Source organism: Mycobacterium paraense (assembly GCF_002101815.1).
GTDB classification, from domain to species: Bacteria; Actinomycetota; Actinomycetes; order Mycobacteriales; family Mycobacteriaceae; genus Mycobacterium; species Mycobacterium paraense.
The window spans coordinates 409,599-427,067 of sequence record NZ_LQPM01000010.1; the positions used below are offsets into that span (position 1 = coordinate 409,599).

Here is a 17,469-nt window from a genome sequence, read left to right on the forward strand (position 1 = left end):
CGACAACCGTAAGGGACCCGCACCTGCCTCGCCACGCGTTGGCGTGCGCTTCACCTTCTATTTACATCGCCTCGGGCCGGCGCACCCCGCCCGTTTCGGGCGCCTGGCCCATGAGCGGCGCCGGCCGCGGCGCCGCCAACATTGCTCTTCCCCACTCATCCCCCGGCTGGATTTTTCGCATCTTCACTGGGCATGTTAATCGCGGATGCCCGGCTAGTCCTGCTGAACGGCAACCTTGCCGCGACGGCCCCGCCCGAGCCGGGTCCCGGCATCCTCAAGCAAGATGGGCGGCATGCCTGAGCTCGCGCCCTCGCTGGTCGAACTCGCCCGCCGGTTCGGCATCGCGACCGAGTACGAGGACTGGACCGGGCGGCCGGTGCACGTTCCCGCGGAGACGCTGGTGGCGGTCCTCGCCGCGCTCGGTGTCGAGGCCGGCACCGAACAGGAGCGCAACGCCGCCCTGACGGCGCAGCGGCGGGCGTATTGGCAGCGCCGGATGCCGGCGACCATCGTCGGGCGCACCGGCGAGCAGATCCGGTTCTGGGCGCACGTCACCCACGGTGACCCCGCCGAGGTGTGGCTGCAGCTCGAGGACGGCACGGTGCGGGGCGGGGTGCAGCAGGTCGACAACTTCACGCCGCCGTTCGAGCTGGACGGGCGCTGGATCGGCGAGGCCAGCTTCGCCTTGCCCGCCCACCTGCCGCTGGGCTACCACCGCGTGCACCTGCGGTCCGGCGACTCCGAGACCAGCACCGCGCTGATCGTCACCCCCGACTGGCTCGGCCTGCCCGAGCAGCTCGGGGCCCGGCGCGCGTGGGGGCTGGCGGCCCAGCTCTACAGCGTGCGGTCCCGCCAGTCGTGGGGCGTCGGCGACCTCACCGACCTGACCGACCTCGCGGTGTGGTCGGCGTCCCGCCACGGCGCCGACTACGTGCTGATCAATCCGGTGCACGCGGCCGGGTTCGGTCCCAGCGGCCGCATGGAACCGTCGCCGTACCTGCCCACCTCGCGCCGCTACGTCAACCCGATTTATCTTCGCGTCGAGGCGATCCCGGAATACGCCGACCTCACCAAGCGCGGCCGGGTGCGACGGCTGCGCTCCGACGTGCAGCGGCGGGCGGCCCGGCTGGACGCCATCGACCGCGACGGCGCCTGGGCGGCCAAGCGCGAGGCGCTCAAGCTGCTGCACGAGGTGCCTCGGTCGGCGGGCCGCGAGCTGGCCTACGCCGCGTTCCGCGACCGGGAGGGCCGCGCCCTCGAGGACTTCGCCACCTGGTGCGCGCTGGCCGAGGAATACGGCGGCGACTGGCACCGCTGGCCCGATTCGTTGCGCCACCCCGACGCCGCCGGGGTCGCCGGTTTCGCCGAAAGGCATTCGGACGCAGTCGATTTCCACCGATGGCTGCAGTGGCAACTCGACGAACAGCTCGCCTCGGCGCAGTCGCAGGCCATCCGGGCCGGGATGGCGCTGGGCGTCATGGGAGACCTGGCCGTCGGCGTGCACCCCGACGGCGCCGACGCCTGGGCCCTGCAGGACGCGATGGCGCTGGGCGTGACCGCGGGCGCGCCGCCCGACGAGTTCAACCAACTCGGCCAGGACTGGTCGCAGCCGCCGTGGCGCCCGGACCGGCTGGACGAGCGGGAGTACCTGCCCTTTCGCGCCCTCATCCGCGCGCAACTGCGGCACGCCGGCGGTGTCCGCATCGACCACATCATCGGGTTGTTCCGGCTCTGGTGGATCCCGCAGGGCGCTCCGCCCACCCACGGCACCTACGTGCGCTACGACCACGAAGCGATGATCGGCATCGTCGCCCTCGAGGCGCACCGGGCCGGCGCGCTGGTCGTCGGCGAGGATCTCGGCACCGTCGAACCGTGGGTGCGCGACTACCTCTTGTTGCGCGGGGTGCTGGGCACCTCGATCCTCTGGTTCGAGTTGGATCGGGACGGGAACGGCGGCCCCCTGCCGGCCGAGCGCTGGCGGGAGTACTGCCTGTCCTCGGTCACCACCCACGATCTGCCGCCGACGGCCGGTTACCTGGCGGGCGAACACGTGCGGCTGCGGGAATCGCTGGGGTTGCTGACCCGGCCGGTCGAGGTCGAGCTGGAATCCGACCGGGCCGAGCAGCGGGCCTGGCTCGCCGAGCTGCGCCGCGTCGGCCTGCTTGCCGACGGCGAGGAGGACCCGGAGCTCGTCATCCTGGCGCTGTACCGATATCTGGGCCGGACGCCGTCGCGCCTGGTGGGCGTCGCGCTGACCGATGCCGTCGGCGACCGCCGCACCCAGAACCAGCCGGGCACCACCGACGAATACCCCAACTGGCGGGTTCCGCTGACCGGGCCCGACGGCCGGCCGGTGACGCTCGAGGACGTCTTCGCCGATTCCCGGGCGGCCACCCTGGCCGAGGCCGTCCGCGAGGCGATCGCGCCTTAGGCGTAAGTGGCCTGTTAGCTTCGGTTTCCATGAACGCTTCCCCGAAAGTCGGGGTGGTCGCCCCGGTCGCCGACGGTGTCACCGCGGATCCCGAGTGGATGGTCAGCTTCGCGGGCCACCTGGAGCGCTGCGGGTTCGAATCGATCGTGGTCGTCGAGCACACCGTGCTGGTCACCCGCTACGACAGCGTGTATCCCTACGACAGCTCCGGACGCGTCGGCCTGGCCGCCGACTGCCCCATTCCCGACCCGCTCGACCTGCTGGCCTTCCTGGCCGGCCACACCAGCCGCCTCGGGCTGGCCACCGGCGTGCTGGTGCTGCCCAACCACCATCCGGTGGTGCTCGCGAAGCGGGCGGCGACCGTCGACGCGCTCTCGGGCGGCAGGCTGCGGCTGTGCGTGGGCGTGGGCTGGCTCAAGGAGGAGCTGGCCGCCTGCGGCGCGGAGTTCGACAACCGGGGCCGGCGGGTCGACGAGCAGTTGGCGGTGCTGCGAGAGCTGTGGGCGGACCGCCCCCGGGGCGCCTCGCACCACGGCGAATTCTTCGACTTCGACGATGTCATGTGCTACCCGAAACCCGTTGCGGCCGAACGGCTCCCGATCCACATCGGGGGGCACAGCCGGGCGGCGGCGCGGCGCGCGGGACGCTTGGGTGACGGCTTCCAACCGCTGGGCGTGGCGGGCCCGCAACTCGCGTCGCTGCTCGCGCTGATGCGTGAGGAGGCGTCCGCGGCGGGCCGCGATCCGGCGGCCCTGGAGGTGTCGCTGGGCCACGCGGTCAACAAGATCGACGCGGAACGCGCGGGCGCCCTCGTCGATCAGGGCGCCGACCGGATCGTGTTGTCCATGCCGCCCACCGCCGACATCGAAGAGGCCAAGGACATGCTGTCGGCGTGCGCGCAACGGCTGTCCCTGCCCTCATGACGCTGTCAGTCGACGACCGGATGGCACTCAGCGACGTCGTGCACCGCTACGCCGCCAACGTCGACGACCGCCAATTCGACGCCGTGGTCGGGCTTTTCACCGAGGCGGCCGAGCTGGTACTGCCCGACCCGCCGGCCGCGCTGGAGCCCGTGCACTCCCACACGGGCCTTGAAGCCATCGCTGCCGCGGTGGCCGCCGTCGCGGCCGTCGCCCGCACCGAGCACGCCATCGTCGGTGAGGTCTATGAGCAGGGCGCGCGCCCCGGCGCCGCGCGCGGGCGCGTCGCGTGCGTCGCACACCACTGGAGCCGGCGCTCCGATGAGGTGGTCGACGTGGTGTGGCACCTGCGCTACGACGACGACTACCGGCTGACGGGCGCGGGCTGGCGGATCGGCCGGCGCGCCCTGACCATCAACGCCATTGAGACCCGTCCGGCCCGAAAATTGCGGCCGCCGGACCCGGCGTAGCCGATGTCCAGAAGGTTATGCCCAAACTCACAGTGACCGCCAAGAAACCGAGTTTGCGGCGAAAAATAACCGTTTGATTGGCACTTACGGCTACCGGTATCCGTGCCGATGCGGATTTTGCCCGCCGTCAACTGTTGCCAACGGCCGCAGAGCGTGACGCGGCCCGCCTGAGCGCTTTTCTTTCCGATCGAGTCCAATTTATCCAAGCGCGCTCGGGTATTTTCGGCCGCGTGACGAACACCGAACATCGGGACCTGCGCGCCGATTCCGCCGGGACCGCCGGGGGGCGGGAAGCGGCGGGCGGCGCTGTATCGACACTGGCAGTTGGAACGCCGCTGGCGGAAATCCCGGACTACCGCAACGAGATCCACACCGCCGAGGACACCATCGACGTCGAGGCCTACGGTGGCGGCTTCGATCTGACCAGGCGGGCGACGGCTCCGAAGCTGCGTGTCGGGCGGGACAAGTGGTTCAACCTGTTGTGGCTGATCCCGATCGGCTTTGCCCTGCTGGTCGTCGGCGTGGCGATCGGCAAAGGCCTGCACAACATGCCGGCGGTGCAGTCGTTCATCCAGCGTTACCCGGGAACCGACACCCACACCGGTGTCAGCCCGGGCCTGCCCGCGTGGATCGGTTGGACCCACTTCTTCAACCTGTTCATGATGATGTTCATCATCCGGACGGGGATCCAGATCCTGTGCGACCATCCCCGGCTTTACTTCAGCCGCAACGCCACTCCGGGCAAGGACGAATGGTTGCGGGTCGGTCCGCCGGTGCCCGACGACGAATTGTGGACCGCCAACGCCGACACCGTCGCGCTCCCACCGCAGTTGGGATTGCCGGGATTCCGGCACTCCATCGGGCTGGCCCGGTGGTGGCACCTCGGCGTCGACGTGCTCTGGCTGGTCAACGGGTTGGTCTTCTACGTGTTGTTGTTCGCCACCGGCCAGTGGCGCCACATCGTGCCGACCAGCTGGGACGTCTTCCCCAACGCCGCCTCCGTTGCGGTGCAGTACCTCTCGCTGGATTGGCCGAAGGACAACGGCTGGGTCGCCTATAACGGCCTGCAGCTGCTGGCGTACTTCACCACGGTCTTCATCGCCGCGCCGGCCGCGCTGATCACCGGCCTGGGCATGTCGCCCGCGCTGTCGCAGCGCGTGCACTGGCTCAGCAAGCGGCTGAGCATTCAGCACGCGCGCTCCCTGCATTTCGTTGTGCTGGTGTACTTCCTGTTCTTCATCCTGGTGCACGTGACGATGGTGCTGACCACCGGAGCGCTGCAGAACCTCAACCACATGTTCGCCTCCCGCGACGACGACAGCTGGATGGGTTTCTGGATCTTCGCCGCGGCCATGGTGGTGACGGCCGTCGCGTGGGTGTGGGCCACCCCGTTCACCATTCGCCACCCCCGGGTGGTCCAGCGGGTCGGCTATGCGCTCGTCGGCCCCTTCCAGCGCATGCTCGAACAGCTCGACCCCAAGCCCGGTGCGTTCACCGAGAAAGACATCTCACCGCACCACTGGCGCAACGGCCGCCTTCCGGAGACCGTCGAGTACAAAAAGTTGGAGGCCAACGACTTTCGCGATTGGCGGCTGAAGGTGTACGGCCTGGTCGAGCACCCGATGGAATTCTCGCTCGACGACCTGATGGCGCTGCCCTATCACGAACAGATCAGCCAGCACTTCTGCATCCAGGCCTGGTCGGGCGTGGCCAAGTGGGGCGGCGTGCAGATGAAGACGATCATGGACATCGTCAAACCGCTGCCCGAGGCGAAATGGGCGGTGTTCTATTCGATGGGCCTCGGCGCCACCGGCGGGATCTACTACAACGCCCACCACATCGGCCAGATGGACCATCACATGACGATGCTGGCCTTCAACATGAACGATCAGCCACTCCCCTACATGCACGGCAAGCCGCTGCGGCTGCGCAACGAGTTGCAGCACGGCTTCAAGCTGGTGAAGTGGATCAAGGGGATCGAGTTCGTCGCCGATTACCGCGACATCGGCAGCGGTTACGGCGGCTACAGCGAAGACCACAAGTACTTCGGGCGCCACCAGACGCTGTAGCGAGCCCGTCCGGAAGTCGTTTCCTCAGAGGGCGTTTCGGGTAGCCGCACTGAAGCGGTGCAGCGATAACGACAAAACTGAGGGGGCGCCATGAACCACATCGCGCGCACGCGGCGGGGTGCGGAGCGCTCGCCCGGGCTCGTCATCATGGGGATCGCCGTACTGGCCTTCGTGGTCTGCGTGGTCAATTTCGCGCTCGGCGCCGCGGGCGCGGGCGTCGTCGCCGCGAGCGTCGGGCTGTTGGCCTTCGGGGCAGGCCTGGCCTGGCTCGTCATGGACGGCAGGCGGTTTCGCGACGCCGAACGGGGCTGCGGGGCGCGCCGGCGGGCGCCGTAGTCATTGCAGCGCTGTTATTGCAGCGATGCCAGGTTGCTCACCGAGTTGCGGATGTCGGATCGCAGCACCCTGGCGACCAGGCTGCCGACCGGTCCGCTGAGCACGCCGCCCTTCAGGTCGGCGGTGAGGTGAAACTTCGACCCGGGGTGGTTGTCGGAGATGGTCACCCCGACGGCGATCCGAATCCCGCCCCGGCCGCGGCCCTGCAGCTCGATCGATTCCGGCGCGTCGTAACAGGTGACTTCCCAATGGATGACGTTGCGGAAGCCCTTGACCTTGATGCACGAGGAGACGCAGGTGCCCTTCTCGATGGTCGAGGGAACGGGCCCGCGCCAACCGCCGAAGATGGTCAGCCACTCGTCGAATCGACGCAGGTCGGACGCGAGCTTCCACGCGGTCTCCGGCTCCACCTCGGACGCCATCGAAACATCTACTCGTGCCAAGTCTTCTCGCTCCTCGTGAGACGGTCGCTGTTTGGCACCGCATACCCGGCTCCGGCGAAGAGGTAAACGCGATCGGCGGCCTTTAGGGCCAGGCCTCCTGCAACTGGTGGGCCACGTCGATGACCTGCGCGGCCTGCGACTGGGGCGAGTCGATTTCCTCGGCGACGTACGCGGCGATGAAGCGGCGGATCTCGCCGTCGACGCCGGCCAGGATGCGCAGCACCTCGCCGCGGAAGGACTTCGACGACACGTTCACCGTGATATCCGATGGCCGCGGCTTCGCGACGTCGACGATCAGGAGCAGGGGCTCGGCGGCGCGCGCCGTGGCGCGCAACGCGATGTCGCCGGAGACCACAAACCGCTGCTTGTCCAACCGCAGGTCCAGCAGCAGGTCGATGGACAGCGGGATGTGGATGACGAACGTGATGTCGTCACCCAGGCGCCGGGTCACCTTGGGGTCCTGGATCTTGACGTTGGCGCTGACCTTGGCGATGCCGCCGGGGCCCTGCGCGATCGGCTCCATGGCGAACTCGTTGCCCGCGATGTCGGCGAAGGCGGCGGCGACACGCTCGGGGGTGACGGCTACCTCGAAGAACCTGCGTCCGAACTCTTCGTAGGTGACATACTCGCGATTTTGCATAGGCTTATACCGTCTCACGTCCCCTGCCGGAACGGTCGCTGATCTGCCCGCGTCGCAGCATTTTCGCGGCGTACGCGGTGGGGATCGGGGTTGAGCGGACCCGATGGGTATCACGAGGATGTGATCCGCAGCCACCCTGTCTCTGTGAAGAGCACCACAGGCGTGGCGCTTCGATTCGGTGTGTCGGCCGGCGGCCTGGGAGGCTTGACCTACTGGGAGGTGTTTGGAGCTGATGTGCGCCCAAAAATTCGCTGAACCCGTGACCGAGGCTCGTTCGGCCGCAGCGCGGATCGAGGGGCCGCTCACGTGGCTCGGCGGCGGCCACTGGGCCGAACTCGGCGAGCGCCACGAACGGTCCACCCACGCGGTCGCGGGCGCGGTCGTGCTGTTGGCCGCCCTGCTGGCGTGGCTGGTCGCCGGCTTGGCGGTGGGTGAGGCGACGCGGTGGCCGATGGTGGCCGTCGCGCCGCTCACGCTGGTCTTCGGCTTGCTGGTGGGCGCGGTGGCTCGCGGCGTCGCGGGCGGGCCCGGCGCACGCTGGCCCGGCGTCGCCGGACGCGCGGCGGTCGCGGTGGCGGTCGGCGTCGCCGTCGGCGAGCTCGCCGCGCTGGCCATCTTCGCCGGCTCGATCGATCACCGCCTCGCCGAACGGGCCTTGCGCGGTGCCGACGCGTCGCCGGCCGTGGCGCAGGCGGCGGCAGAGCTCCAACAGGCCAAGGATGCGCGCACCGGGCTCGACCGGGCCGTCGACCAGGCTCGCGAGCACCAGGATCAGGCCCTGATCGTGGCGCGCTGCGAGTACCACCCCACCCCGGCCTGCCCGCAGACCCGGATCACCGGCGTTGCGGGGTCCGGGCCCGAAACGCGAACGGCAAACGAGCTTCTCGTCGACGCGCAGCAGGAGCTGGACACCGCGGTGGCGGCCCGCGATCGCCGGGCGCCGGACTTGGACGGCAGGGTGTCGCGCGACGAGCTGACGCTGAGCCAGGCGCGGCAGAGCGTGGTCGCGGATGCCGGCCGGGGTCTCGGCGCGCGCTGGGTGGCGATGAACGAGTTGACACTGGCGAGCCCGGGGGCGTTGGCGCTGCGGGTGGCGACGATTGCCTTCTTCGCGCTGCTGTGCGTGCTGCCGCTGATCCTGCGGCGCTGGCGCGGGGAGACGACCCACGACCGCCGGGCGACGGCCCGGGCCGAGCAGGAGCGCGCCGAACTCGAGGCGGACACCGCGATCGCGATCAAGCGTGCGCAGGTCCGCCGCGAGGCCGAGATCATGTGGGCCGAGCACCAGCTGACGCAGGCCCGGCTCGCCATCGAGGCCCAGACCGAGATCGATCGCGAAAGCCAGCGCCGGCGGGTGATGGACGCGCTCGACGCCCCGGTGCGCACGTCGTCGCGGCGCGCTTTCGAGCCGGTGGACGACGATATCTACCTGCCGATCGCCGCGGAAGCCGAGGCGGCCAGCCGGGTGATCGCCGCCGTGCCACCCGCCGAGCCGGTCCCCGAGAACTTGCCGGCGCCCGTCGAGCCGCACGGCGAGGTCGAGCCCCGGCACGAGGAGCGCGCGACGCCCCTGATTCCCTCCATTCCCGACGCCACCAAGGCCGCGGCCCGCTGGATTCGCCCGTTGGTGCCGCCGTTCGTGGCCCGGGTCATCGACAACACGACCGCACCCCTGCGCACCGCGCGTCAGGTGTTCGAGGAGGTCGAGGAGATTCGGTTCTCGCTCAAGCGCACCCACAAGGTGACCTTCGACGCGCAAAGCACCGAGGGCGGCGGGCAACCGCCGCACCCGGCGTCGAGCGCCCCGGCGGCGCGGGTCGAGTCGGCGCGTCAACAGCGCGGCCCGGCGAGGCACGAGCGGTACTCGTCGGCGCAGCCCCTGGCAGCGCGGGAGGCCACGACCTCCCTGGGGCCGGCCGCGGGCGACCGCAACGCCGAGCTGGGCCGGCGGGACGGCCCGGGCGAATTGCGGGCGCCCGACGGCCCCCGCCAGCTGCCGCCCGGGCAGTGATCCTCGCGGCGCTGCACGCGCGAGCGGCGTTGCCGGACAGGATCATTCGAATCACCCGGATTTCATCGGGTGGTCAGGTTCCGTTAAAGCTCCGTTCGGCCGCAACGGATGCGGGCTCGTCGTCCCTTTGGAACAATCACCGAACTATGAGACTCGTGCTGCTGATGGCAAGCGCCGCCGTGGTGATCGGTACGGCCGCCCCGGCCTACGCCGACCCCGACGCCAAAGATCAAGCCTTCCTGACCGCCCTGTCGCAGGCCGGGCTGACCTACCTGAACGCCGACCGGGCCATCACGGCCGGCAAACAGGTGTGCAGCCTGGCCGACGGTGGCATGACGGGTGAGGAGATCGTCAAGAATCTGCAGGACCGCAACCCGGGGTTCCAGGGCCCGGGTGCCGCGAAGTTCGCGGCGATCGCGGCGTCGGCGTACTGCCCCGAAAAGCTGACCCAAGCCGAGGACCCGGGCGCCACGCCGAAGCCCAGCGGCGCATAGCGAAAGGTCCGCCGCGCGCTCGCTGGCCGCGAGCGTGCGGGGCCGCGGCCGCTGATCACGCGAAGGTATGATCCTCCCGACAAGATCGGGGGACGGATCGCGTGGATCGGGTGAGGCGGCGACAATGGCAGGGCAGGATCTTGCGGTGAACACCCCAAGAGCGAACGCGACTCCGGCCCGCCCATGAAGATCACGCTGTTCCTCGCGGACGCGGCGCAGGCCGACGCCCAGTCGGGCAAGGTCCACGCCCTCGGCCTGGGCTGGCGGCAATGCCAAACCCCCACGCCCTCTTTCGCTTTGGTGCTGTTCCTGGACATCGACTGGGACGAGACCAACAAGCCGCACAAGCTGAGCTGCCAGCTGTTGACCACCGACGGCGACCCGGTCGTGGTGATGGGAACGCAAGGGCCTCAACGGATCTCTTTCGAGGCGTCCGCGGAGGCCGGCCGCCCGCCGGGAGCGATCCACGGCACCTCTGTTCGCATGCCGCTCACGCTCAACATCCCGGCCGGGATACCGCTGGAGCCGGGCCTTTACGAGTGGCGGGTGGAGGTCGACGGTTTCGAACAGGCGACCGCGGTCGAGGCGTTCGTCGTCATCGGTGCCGCGCACCCACCGACGGCATCGGCGTGACACACCGCCCCGCAATCGGTTTCGGCACGCCCTCAGCCCGAAACGTCGCGGGTGCGGTGGTAGAAGCTCCTGACCCGTGCGCGGTTGCCGCAGTCGGCCGCGCTGCACCATCGGCGGTTCTGCCGGTGGCTGCCGTCGAGGAACAGCCAGCCGCATTGTGAGTCGCCACAGCGCTTGACGCGCGAGCGCGGGACGGTGGTCAGCAGGGTCACCGCGTCGACGGCCAGCCGGTGCAGCGGGGTGCGCACCGTCAGCGCCGTGTCGTCCCACCTGCCGGCGTCCTCGGCAACGGTGAGCCGCTTGGCGCGCAGCGCGGATCGGTAAGCGTCGGCGACGCGGGCGGCCTCCCTGCTGGACCCGCATCCGGTCCAGATGGCGTGCAGCGCCTCCCTGAGGCGATGGGCCTGGCGCAGCGTTTTCGCGGCGGCGTCCTGGTCCGAGGTCGCACATCCGGCAAGGGTTCGCGCCTCGCTGGGCGACAGGACACCCGCGTGGTGCGCCCAGGCCACCAGGTCCAGGTAGCCGACCAGATAGTCGACCCGCCGGTCCGGGTCGCCCCGCCACGCCACCGTGTTGACCAGGTCAACCGCGATATGGCCCCCGCGCAGCTCCAGCTTGGCCGCCGCCGACCCTTTCATGACTTATCACCTAATCCCTAAAAGACGCTTTAACCATTAGATCATCGGGTACCCGAACCGGCATGAGACACACCTCCGCGCACCGGATGAATCAGGCCGGGCTGGCCTTCGGAGCCTTGTCCTTGTCGGCGTCGGCGATCATGCTCAAGCTCGCGGCGACGACGCCGGCCACCGCAACGTTCGCGCGCTGCCTGATTGCGCTGCCGGTCGTCATCGCCCTGGCGATCCCGGAATGGCAACGCGGCGGCGGGTTCTCGCGCCGCGGCATGCTGTCGGCGGTCTGCTGTGGCATCTTGTTCGCCGCCGACATGCTGCTGTGGACCCAGGCCATCCCCGAAGTGGGCGCGGGCTTGTCGACGGTCCTGGTCAACACGCAGGTCGCCGTCGTTCCGTTGCTGAGCTGGCTCGTCGACCGGGAGCCGGTGCCCCGTCGGTTCCTGCTCACGCTGCCCGCGCTGCTCGCCGGCGTCACGCTCGCCGGCGGGATGCTCGAGCACGGGATTTCCGGCAGCGACCCCACGCGCGGCACCCTGCACGCGATCGGCGCCGCGCTGTGCTACTCGGGGTTTCTGTTCCTGCTGCGCCGAGGCGGGCGGGCCGGCCAACCCATGCAGACCTACGCCATCGTGCTGGCGACGTCGGTGGTGGTGGCGGCCGCCGTCGGCCCCTGGTGGCACGGCCTGGACCCGTGGCCGGGCTGGCGCGCGGCCGGATGGTTGACGCTGGTCGCCATCACGGGGCAGCTACTCGGCTGGCTGCTGGTGGCCCGGTTGTCGGCCCGGCTGCCGAGCACCGTCAGCTCCGCGCTGCTTCTGCTGATGCCGGTGGGTGCGGTCGCCCTGGGCGCCGTCGTGCTCGGCGAGCATCCGTCCCCGCTGCAACTCGCCGGTTGTGCGCTCGTGCTCGTCGCCGGCTACCTTGCCGGCTCAGGGGTCGAGCCTGATCGGGAGAGTGCCGCTGTCGACGCGTCCGCTCCAGAGACGTTGGAACCGTTGCGCTTTCGCGAGCGCGGCGGGATCTACTCGGCGCCGAACCGTTCGTAGAGCTCGGGCAGGAAGCCCGCCAGGTGATTCATCTCCTGGGCGCAGTGCACCAGCAGGTTACGGCCGCTGGCCACCGGGTCGCCCAGGATCCGCGACGCGATGGGGCGCACCGCCTTGGACGCGACGCCCGGGGCCTTGCGCACGGCGATGTGCGGCCCACCCATCCAGAACCGTGACCGCATCTCGGCGCCGGTGGCCGTCGACCTGATGTGGTGGACGAACCATCCGACGTCGACCGGCGCATCGCTGGAGCCCAGCCGCGCGCAGATCGACACCGCGGCGTCGCCGTCGGGTGGGCAGCCCAGCTCGGTCGGCTCGACGAATTGGATTGCGCCGTTGAGCATCGTGGAGCCGATGTACTCGCTGATGAGCGACCAGCGGCCGATGTAGCGCTGGGCGCCCCGGCGGCCGGCATCCGCGCCGTCCTTCCACGCCGCGGCAAGATGCGCGCGCGGATGCCACAGTTTGTAGCGGCGGGTGTCGCAGCCGTGCCAACCGAACCACCATGACCACATCGCCGGGCTGACTCCGGGCATGTCGGTGCGCACCGACACCTGGTAGCTGCCGTCGTCCAGAACGCCGTAGCCGTTCTCGGTCTGCTGGTAGCCCGGCTCGGCGACGCCGGCGGCGGTCTCGAACGCCGACAGCGCCATCCCGCCCTGTGGCCCGTGCTGCAGTGCCTCCACGACATGCGTTGGCAGCGGGGCCATCTCGGGCTTGAAGAACTTGCCAAAGGGCGTGTCCGCGTCGTCGCCGCGGTAGCCGAGGTATAGGTCGCCGGTCATCAGAGCCGCCCCATCCAGGCGTTGAACAGGCCGTCGGGGTCATAGGTGGCGCGGGCTTTGTCGAGCCGCGCCATCGCCTCGTCGCTGGCGAACTTCGCCGGGCGCTGGCCGAGGTTCTCGTCGGCGAGCTGAATCCCGGTGGCCAGGCCCGACATGGCGGCCATGTTGGAGCTCGCCCAGTTGCCGTAGGTGTCGTCGTCGGCGGGGTCCTTCCAGGAGCCGTAGAGGGCCAGGTAGATCTCGGCTTCGATGCTGTAGGCCATGTCCTGGCGCGCCGGCGAGCGCCCCCAGTTCAGCCACAGAAAATGCGATGGGGCCGGCGGCATGGTGTCGAGGATCTTGTGGATGCCCGGCAGCAGCTCGTCCGCCGCCGCCGAGGTCCACATGTTGTCCGCCGTGTAGCGATGGTCGTCCAGATAGTGGGTCATCACCGCGGTGTACCAGGTGGGCAAATCGCTTGGCATGTAGGGAACTTTCAGCACGGCCCGATCGACGACCGGGCAGGTTTCGAAGATCGCGAGCGCCTGCCGGGCCTCCTCTTCGGAGTCGGCGAAGGCCGGCGACGCGAACGCGATGCCGGGGCCGTCGATGCCCATCTCCGCGAGGCTCCGGGTGGCTATGGCCTGCATCTCGACGCGACGGTCGACTTCGGCGCTGATGCCGCGGGCCCAGGTGTAGACCTCGTCGGCGACGTCCCACGGGTAGACGTAGACGCTGGTGCCGCAGGCGGCCGGGCGCGGATACAGCTTCAGATAAAACGAGGTGACGACGCCGAAAAAGCCCGGACCCGCCCCGCGGGCGGCGAAGTACAGGTCGGGATGATTCTCCGCGTCGCAGTGGATCTGTTCGCCGTCGGCGGTGATGACGTCGAGGCCGACGACGCTCTCACAGGCCGGGCCGTAGATCCGGCTGTTCCAGCCGTAACCGCCCTGCAGCAGGTAACCGCCGAGGCAGACGCCCTTGCAATGGCCGCCCGGGAAGAACAGGTCCTGCGCCTCCAGGTCGGCCATGAGCAGGCTGCCGCCCTTGCCCGGCCCGACGACGGCGGTCCTGTTCTCGGCGTCGATCGTCGCGTGGTCGAGGCGGCCGACGTCCAGCAGCACCGCGCCGTCACGCAGATGGCTGGCCGCGAAGCTGTGCCCACCCGACACGATGTTGACCTTGTGGCCGTTGGTCTTGGCGTAGCGCAGAGCCGCGACGATGTCCCCGGCATCGATGGCCTGCACGATCAGCTCCGGGTAGCGGTCGGGCACCTTTTGGTGCCACACGGTGCGCCGGCGGGCGGCCTCGTAGCCGTCATCGTCGCGGAAGAAATGCCGCCCGGCCGGAAGCACGCCCATCGGAGCTCCTTTGGATCCACAATGCGGTACTTGGTAGACCGCATTGCGGAACACTATAGTGTCCCCGTGCCTTTCCCGGAAGAAAATTCGCCGACTGGCCGCGACGAGGGCATCCAGGTGTTGCGTCGCGCCGCCGCCGCGCTGGACGAGATCGCGGCCGAACCCGGACGCCTCCGGCTGGTCGACCTCGGCGAGCGGCTCGGGCTGGCCAAGTCGACGACCCGCCGCCTGCTGGTGGGCCTGGTCGAGGTCGGGCTGGCCAGCGTCGACGCGCAGGGACACTTTTCGCTCGGCGAGCGCCTGCTGGGGCTCGGCAGGGCCGACGGGGCGCAGATCGCCACGATCTTCCGCCCGACGATCGAGCGGGTGGCGCACGCGACCGACGAGACGGTCGACCTGTCGGTGCTGCGGGGGCAGCGGATGTGGTTCGTCGACCAGATCGAATCGTCGCACCGCCTGCGGGCCGTCTCGGCCGTCGGCGTGCGCTTCCCGCTCGAGTCGACCGCCAACGGCAAGGCGGCCCTCGCCGCGCTCGACCCGGCCCACGCGGAGGCCGCGCTGTCCCGATTCGACCCCGAAGTCGCGGAGTCGCTGCGCGCCGAGATCGCCGAAATCAGGCGCAGCGGGATCGCTTTCGACCGCGACGAGCACACCACCGGAATTTCGGCGGCCGCCATCGCGCGGCGAGCCTTGGGCGACAACGTGGTGGCGATCTCGGTTCCGGCCCCCACCGAACGCTTCCGCGAGAAGGAGGGTCGCGTCGTCGACGCGTTGCGCGCGGCGGCCGACTCGCCGGCCTGGACCCGTTCAAGCAGCCGGCCGAGTGGATGATGGCGACGGCCGCGGTACCCCCCAAAGGACCCCGGCCGCGCCAAGTCCTAACCCTCCCTCAGCAGCTCACCGCGAACAGCGAACCCCACTCCCGGCGAGCGGCCGACTGCGCGTCGACGAAGCTGGGGGTCTTCTCCCCTTCGCCGGCCAGGTGGACAAGCGCCCAGGCCATGGCGAACACCGGAACCTTGTGACGCAGTGCCGCACTGTGCAATTCATCGAAAGCCGCCTGCGAGGGGCAGCGGCGCAGCCCGATGAGGATGCCTCGCGCGGTGTCGAGAATGCGGCCGGAATTCGGGCCATATGAAGTCTGGGCAGGCACCCAGTTCGCCATCATGCTGTCGATACCTCCTGTTGCGCCCGAACGAAATCCGCTACGCGCATTGCGGAAGAGAATCCATTCGTACGCATCGTCGCGCCGGTGATTCTCAAAAGGCGCCCTGTGCAATGATTTGCGGACTGAACGAGTTTGTGCCAGACCGCCGCCCGTATCGATATTCGCTTGTGACCGTTTCGGGATCGGGCGATCAGCCTGCGAGGGCCAACACTTCGTCGAAGCCGGCGACCAGCGCGTCATAGAAGGTGTCGTAGTCGGGTATGGCGGCGGTATCGACATCGATGCCCAGGGTGCAGGTGTCGACGTAGGTGAGCAGCGTGACGTTGACCGCCGCGCCGATGGTGGGGCCGAACGCGTATTGCGCGCGCACCGGCGCGCCGCCCAGGAAGACCGGCACCGGCACGCCCGGCACATCGCTGGCGAGGAAATCGACGTGGCGCAGCACGGAACCGATGTACCAGCGCGGCATCAGGTTCAAAGCGCCGGCGATCAGCTGGGTGTAGGGCAGCGACCGTTCGGCGCGTACCGCGCCGGCGCGCTCGTGGATCGCCCGGATTCGTGCGGTCGGCTCGGTCTCCCCCGCCGGAACGTCGAACCGCATCAGCGTGATCCGGTTGCCGCCCATGTCATCGGACTCGGTCCGCAAGCTGATGGGCATCGTGAGGTGCAGGTCGCCGACCGCGACGTCGTGCTTTTCGTGGTAGCGGCGCAGGCCGCCGGCGACCCCGGCGACGAAGGCATCGTTGAGCGCGCCGCCGGAACGGTGCGCCGCCTCGCGCAGCTGCTGCATCGGCACCTCGTGCACCATCAGGCGACGGATCAGGCCGCGCTCGGTGAGCAGCGGCGAGCCGGTGCGGCTGATCGGCCGAACGGTCCGATAGAACGATGCCGCGGTGGCCGCGGCGGAGCGGGCCGTCGCGACCGGCCGGCGCACGCCGCCGTAGAGCAGCCGCGGGGTCGCCCTGAGCGCCCCGGCGACGGCGTTGGCCAGCAGCCCGGCGTCATAGCCCCAGGTGTCCCGGTATCCCGCGAGCCACGACGGCCGCGAGAACTCCGGCTCGGGCGGCAACGGTTCGCGCCGGCACAACTCCTCGGAGAGGTTGAACAGATGCATCGCGATCTGCACGCCGCCGATCCCGTCGGTGAGGGCGTGATGGAACTTGCAAATCACCGCCGCGCCAACGTCTTCCAGGCCATCGACGAGGGTCGTCTCCCACAGCGGCCGGGCCCTGTCGAAGTCCTGCATCTCGGCCAACCGGGCCAGCTCGAGGACGTCGTCGAGCGTGCCCGCCCCCGGGGCGGCGGTCCGCCGGACGTGGTAGTCGAGGTCGAAGTCCGGGGCGTACTCCCAGTGCGGCGGGGCCGGCGCCGGCGACGGCACCACCCGTTGCCGAAACATCGGAAGTTTGCGGCTGATCAGATCGAAGCGTTCGCGCACGTCGTCCCAGTCGGGCGAGCGCTGCAGCAGCACGATGCTGACCACGGTCGATCTCAGCCGTGGATCGCTTTCCATCGCCCACGTGAAGGCGTCGCTGTTGCGCAGGAATCCGGTCATCGCATGCTCCGGGCACCAACCTACGACGCGGGGCGGCAAAGGTCAGCAGATCCTTGGCAGCCAATGACTTTGGTCCCTCTACATCGGGTCCTTCGTCAGCGGCGCCGCGGTTATGACGACTCGGCGGCTTCGGCGTCGGCGAATTCGCAGAACGCCGTGTAGGCGCGCGCGCCGTAAATGGTGGCCGGACCGCCGTGCATGAGGAAGGTGACGCCGATGGCCTCGGCGGCTTCCTCCCGGGTGGCGCCGGCGCGCGCGGCGCCCTGCGCATGCGAGGCGATGCAGCCATCGCAACCCTCGACGACCCCGATCGCCAGCGCCAGGAGCTCCTTGATTTTGCGGCTCAGCGCCCCATCGGTCAGGGCGGCGCTGCTCAGCGCCGCGAATCCTTGGTAAACCTCGGGGATTTGCTTGCGAAGCGCGCGGTGCTGCGGCAGCAGGTCCTGCAGCACCTCGTGATGATGTTGATGGTCAGCCATGCCCGGGCCCGCTC

At 69.7% G+C, this 17,469-nt stretch carries 18 protein-coding genes; 10 read left to right on the forward strand and 8 right to left on the reverse strand.

From position 1 onward, the window contains the following. The first annotated feature begins 292 nt into the window (after positions 1-292). The 5 genes from malQ to AWB89_RS10895 all read left to right on the forward strand — a co-directional run bounded on the left by malQ (position 293) and on the right by AWB89_RS10895 (position 6,226). Complete coding sequence (gene malQ / locus AWB89_RS10875; protein WP_085101467.1) at positions 293-2,431, forward strand: 4-alpha-glucanotransferase; 2,139 nt, start codon at positions 293-295, stop codon at positions 2,429-2,431. Positions 2,432-2,460: 29 nt separating this feature from the next. Beyond that, the gene (locus tag AWB89_RS10880; RefSeq protein ID WP_085173455.1) at positions 2,461-3,354 is read left to right on the forward strand and encodes an LLM class F420-dependent oxidoreductase; all 894 of its coding nucleotides are present in this window, start codon (positions 2,461-2,463) and stop codon (positions 3,352-3,354) included. Then, entirely contained in the window at positions 3,351-3,821 is a 471-nt protein-coding gene (locus AWB89_RS10885; protein WP_085100772.1) for a nuclear transport factor 2 family protein, read from the forward strand. Before AWB89_RS10880 ends, AWB89_RS10885 begins: the two co-directional genes overlap by 4 nt. A gap of 317 nt (positions 3,822-4,138) precedes the next feature. After that, entirely contained in the window at positions 4,139-5,890 is a 1,752-nt protein-coding gene (locus tag AWB89_RS10890) for a molybdopterin-dependent oxidoreductase (protein ID WP_085173577.1), read from the forward strand. A gap of 90 nt (positions 5,891-5,980) precedes the next feature. Further along, positions 5,981-6,226 (forward strand): hypothetical protein, encoded by a 246-nt coding sequence (locus tag AWB89_RS10895; protein WP_085173457.1) that lies wholly within the window; start codon positions 5,981-5,983, stop codon positions 6,224-6,226. A 14-nt stretch (positions 6,227-6,240) separates the two neighbouring features. On the opposite strand, the gene AWB89_RS10900 is transcribed toward AWB89_RS10895, so the two are convergent. Beyond that, positions 6,241-6,669, reverse strand: coding sequence for a type II toxin-antitoxin system Rv0910 family toxin (locus AWB89_RS10900; protein WP_174627821.1), 429 nt, complete (start codon positions 6,667-6,669; stop codon positions 6,241-6,243). Between the two features lie 82 nt (positions 6,670-6,751). Beyond that, positions 6,752-7,309, reverse strand: coding sequence for a hypothetical protein (locus AWB89_RS10905; protein ID WP_077097478.1), 558 nt, complete (start codon positions 7,307-7,309; stop codon positions 6,752-6,754). Between the two features lie 232 nt (positions 7,310-7,541). Here AWB89_RS10905 and AWB89_RS10910 point away from each other — a divergent pair, with 232 nt between their 5' ends. The 3 genes from AWB89_RS10910 to AWB89_RS10920 all read left to right on the forward strand — a co-directional run bounded on the left by AWB89_RS10910 (position 7,542) and on the right by AWB89_RS10920 (position 10,447). Then, positions 7,542-9,320, forward strand: coding sequence for a DUF4407 domain-containing protein (locus AWB89_RS10910; protein ID WP_085173579.1), 1,779 nt, complete (start codon positions 7,542-7,544; stop codon positions 9,318-9,320). 146 nt (positions 9,321-9,466) lie between these two features. Next, positions 9,467-9,814 carry a DUF732 domain-containing protein gene (locus AWB89_RS10915; RefSeq protein WP_085100781.1) on the forward strand — a complete coding sequence of 116 codons (348 nt, stop codon included), beginning with the start codon at positions 9,467-9,469 and terminating at the stop codon, positions 9,812-9,814. A 183-nt stretch (positions 9,815-9,997) separates the two neighbouring features. Next, the gene (locus AWB89_RS10920; protein ID WP_085100784.1) at positions 9,998-10,447 is read left to right on the forward strand and encodes a DUF6941 family protein; all 450 of its coding nucleotides are present in this window, start codon (positions 9,998-10,000) and stop codon (positions 10,445-10,447) included. Positions 10,448-10,479: 32 nt separating this feature from the next. Here AWB89_RS10920 and AWB89_RS10925 read toward each other — a convergent pair whose 3' ends face one another. Further along, positions 10,480-11,085 carry a CGNR zinc finger domain-containing protein gene (locus tag AWB89_RS10925; protein ID WP_085173459.1) on the reverse strand — a complete coding sequence of 202 codons (606 nt, stop codon included), beginning with the start codon at positions 11,083-11,085 and terminating at the stop codon, positions 10,480-10,482. Positions 11,086-11,147: 62 nt separating this feature from the next. Between AWB89_RS10925 and AWB89_RS10930 the strand changes: the two genes are divergently transcribed. Beyond that, entirely contained in the window at positions 11,148-12,128 is a 981-nt protein-coding gene (locus AWB89_RS10930) for a DMT family transporter (protein ID WP_085173461.1), read from the forward strand. Here AWB89_RS10930 and AWB89_RS10935 read toward each other — a convergent pair. Both AWB89_RS10935 and AWB89_RS10940 read right to left on the reverse strand, forming a co-directional pair. Continuing rightward, complete coding sequence (locus AWB89_RS10935) at positions 12,104-12,913, reverse strand: DAPG hydrolase family protein (protein ID WP_085173463.1); 810 nt, start codon at positions 12,911-12,913, stop codon at positions 12,104-12,106. The two genes, AWB89_RS10930 and AWB89_RS10935, sit on opposite strands and share 25 nt — an antisense overlap. Next, a complete protein-coding gene (locus tag AWB89_RS10940) occupies positions 12,913-14,253 on the reverse strand; it encodes an FAD-binding oxidoreductase (RefSeq protein ID WP_085173465.1) in 1,341 nt (446 codons plus the stop codon). The genes AWB89_RS10935 and AWB89_RS10940 overlap by 1 nt, the downstream gene beginning before the upstream one ends. Positions 14,254-14,274: 21 nt before the next feature. Between AWB89_RS10940 and AWB89_RS10945 the strand changes: the two genes are divergently transcribed. Beyond that, positions 14,275-15,084, forward strand: a complete 810-nt coding sequence (locus AWB89_RS10945) for an IclR family transcriptional regulator (RefSeq protein WP_142282499.1) — start codon at positions 14,275-14,277, stop codon at positions 15,082-15,084. A gap of 58 nt (positions 15,085-15,142) precedes the next feature. Here AWB89_RS10945 and AWB89_RS10950 read toward each other — a convergent pair whose 3' ends face one another. The 3 genes from AWB89_RS10950 to AWB89_RS10960 form a co-directional block, all read right to left on the reverse strand. Further along, positions 15,143-15,421, reverse strand: a complete 279-nt coding sequence (locus AWB89_RS10950; protein WP_085100802.1) for an ANTAR domain-containing protein — start codon at positions 15,419-15,421, stop codon at positions 15,143-15,145. A gap of 190 nt (positions 15,422-15,611) precedes the next feature. After that, positions 15,612-16,976 carry a wax ester/triacylglycerol synthase domain-containing protein gene (locus tag AWB89_RS10955; RefSeq protein WP_085173469.1) on the reverse strand — a complete coding sequence of 455 codons (1,365 nt, stop codon included), beginning with the start codon at positions 16,974-16,976 and terminating at the stop codon, positions 15,612-15,614. Positions 16,977-17,086: 110 nt separating this feature from the next. Continuing rightward, entirely contained in the window at positions 17,087-17,455 is a 369-nt protein-coding gene (locus AWB89_RS10960; RefSeq protein ID WP_085100809.1) for a carboxymuconolactone decarboxylase family protein, read from the reverse strand. Positions 17,456-17,469 lie beyond the last annotated feature (14 nt).

What these genes read in the sequence shown, in the direction of transcription:
- malQ (WP_085101467.1), top strand. Translation starts at nt 293, where the DNA reads ATGCCTGAGCTCGCGCCCTCGCTGGTCGAACTCGCCCGCCGGTTCGGC.
- AWB89_RS10880 (WP_085173455.1), top strand. Translation starts at nt 2,461, where the DNA reads ATGAACGCTTCCCCGAAAGTCGGGGTGGTCGCCCCGGTCGCCGACGGT.
- AWB89_RS10885 (WP_085100772.1), top strand. Translation starts at nt 3,351, where the DNA reads ATGACGCTGTCAGTCGACGACCGGATGGCACTCAGCGACGTCGTGCAC.
- AWB89_RS10895 (WP_085173457.1), top strand. Translation starts at nt 5,981, where the DNA reads ATGAACCACATCGCGCGCACGCGGCGGGGTGCGGAGCGCTCGCCCGGG.
- AWB89_RS10905 (WP_077097478.1), bottom strand. Translation starts at nt 7,309, where the DNA reads ATGCAAAATCGCGAGTATGTCACCTACGAAGAGTTCGGACGCAGGTTC.
- AWB89_RS10910 (WP_085173579.1), top strand. Translation starts at nt 7,542, where the DNA reads ATGTGCGCCCAAAAATTCGCTGAACCCGTGACCGAGGCTCGTTCGGCC.
- AWB89_RS10915 (WP_085100781.1), top strand. Translation starts at nt 9,467, where the DNA reads ATGAGACTCGTGCTGCTGATGGCAAGCGCCGCCGTGGTGATCGGTACG.
- AWB89_RS10920 (WP_085100784.1), top strand. Translation starts at nt 9,998, where the DNA reads ATGAAGATCACGCTGTTCCTCGCGGACGCGGCGCAGGCCGACGCCCAG.
- AWB89_RS10925 (WP_085173459.1), bottom strand. Translation starts at nt 11,085, where the DNA reads ATGAAAGGGTCGGCGGCGGCCAAGCTGGAGCTGCGCGGGGGCCATATC.
- AWB89_RS10930 (WP_085173461.1), top strand. Translation starts at nt 11,148, where the DNA reads ATGAGACACACCTCCGCGCACCGGATGAATCAGGCCGGGCTGGCCTTC.
- AWB89_RS10935 (WP_085173463.1), bottom strand. Translation starts at nt 12,913, where the DNA reads ATGACCGGCGACCTATACCTCGGCTACCGCGGCGACGACGCGGACACG.
- AWB89_RS10940 (WP_085173465.1), bottom strand. Translation starts at nt 14,253, where the DNA reads ATGGGCGTGCTTCCGGCCGGGCGGCATTTCTTCCGCGACGATGACGGC.
- AWB89_RS10945 (WP_142282499.1), top strand. Translation starts at nt 14,275, where the DNA reads ATGCGGTACTTGGTAGACCGCATTGCGGAACACTATAGTGTCCCCGTG.
- AWB89_RS10950 (WP_085100802.1), bottom strand. Translation starts at nt 15,421, where the DNA reads ATGATGGCGAACTGGGTGCCTGCCCAGACTTCATATGGCCCGAATTCC.
- AWB89_RS10955 (WP_085173469.1), bottom strand. Translation starts at nt 16,976, where the DNA reads ATGACCGGATTCCTGCGCAACAGCGACGCCTTCACGTGGGCGATGGAA.
- AWB89_RS10960 (WP_085100809.1), bottom strand. Translation starts at nt 17,455, where the DNA reads ATGGCTGACCATCAACATCATCACGAGGTGCTGCAGGACCTGCTGCCG.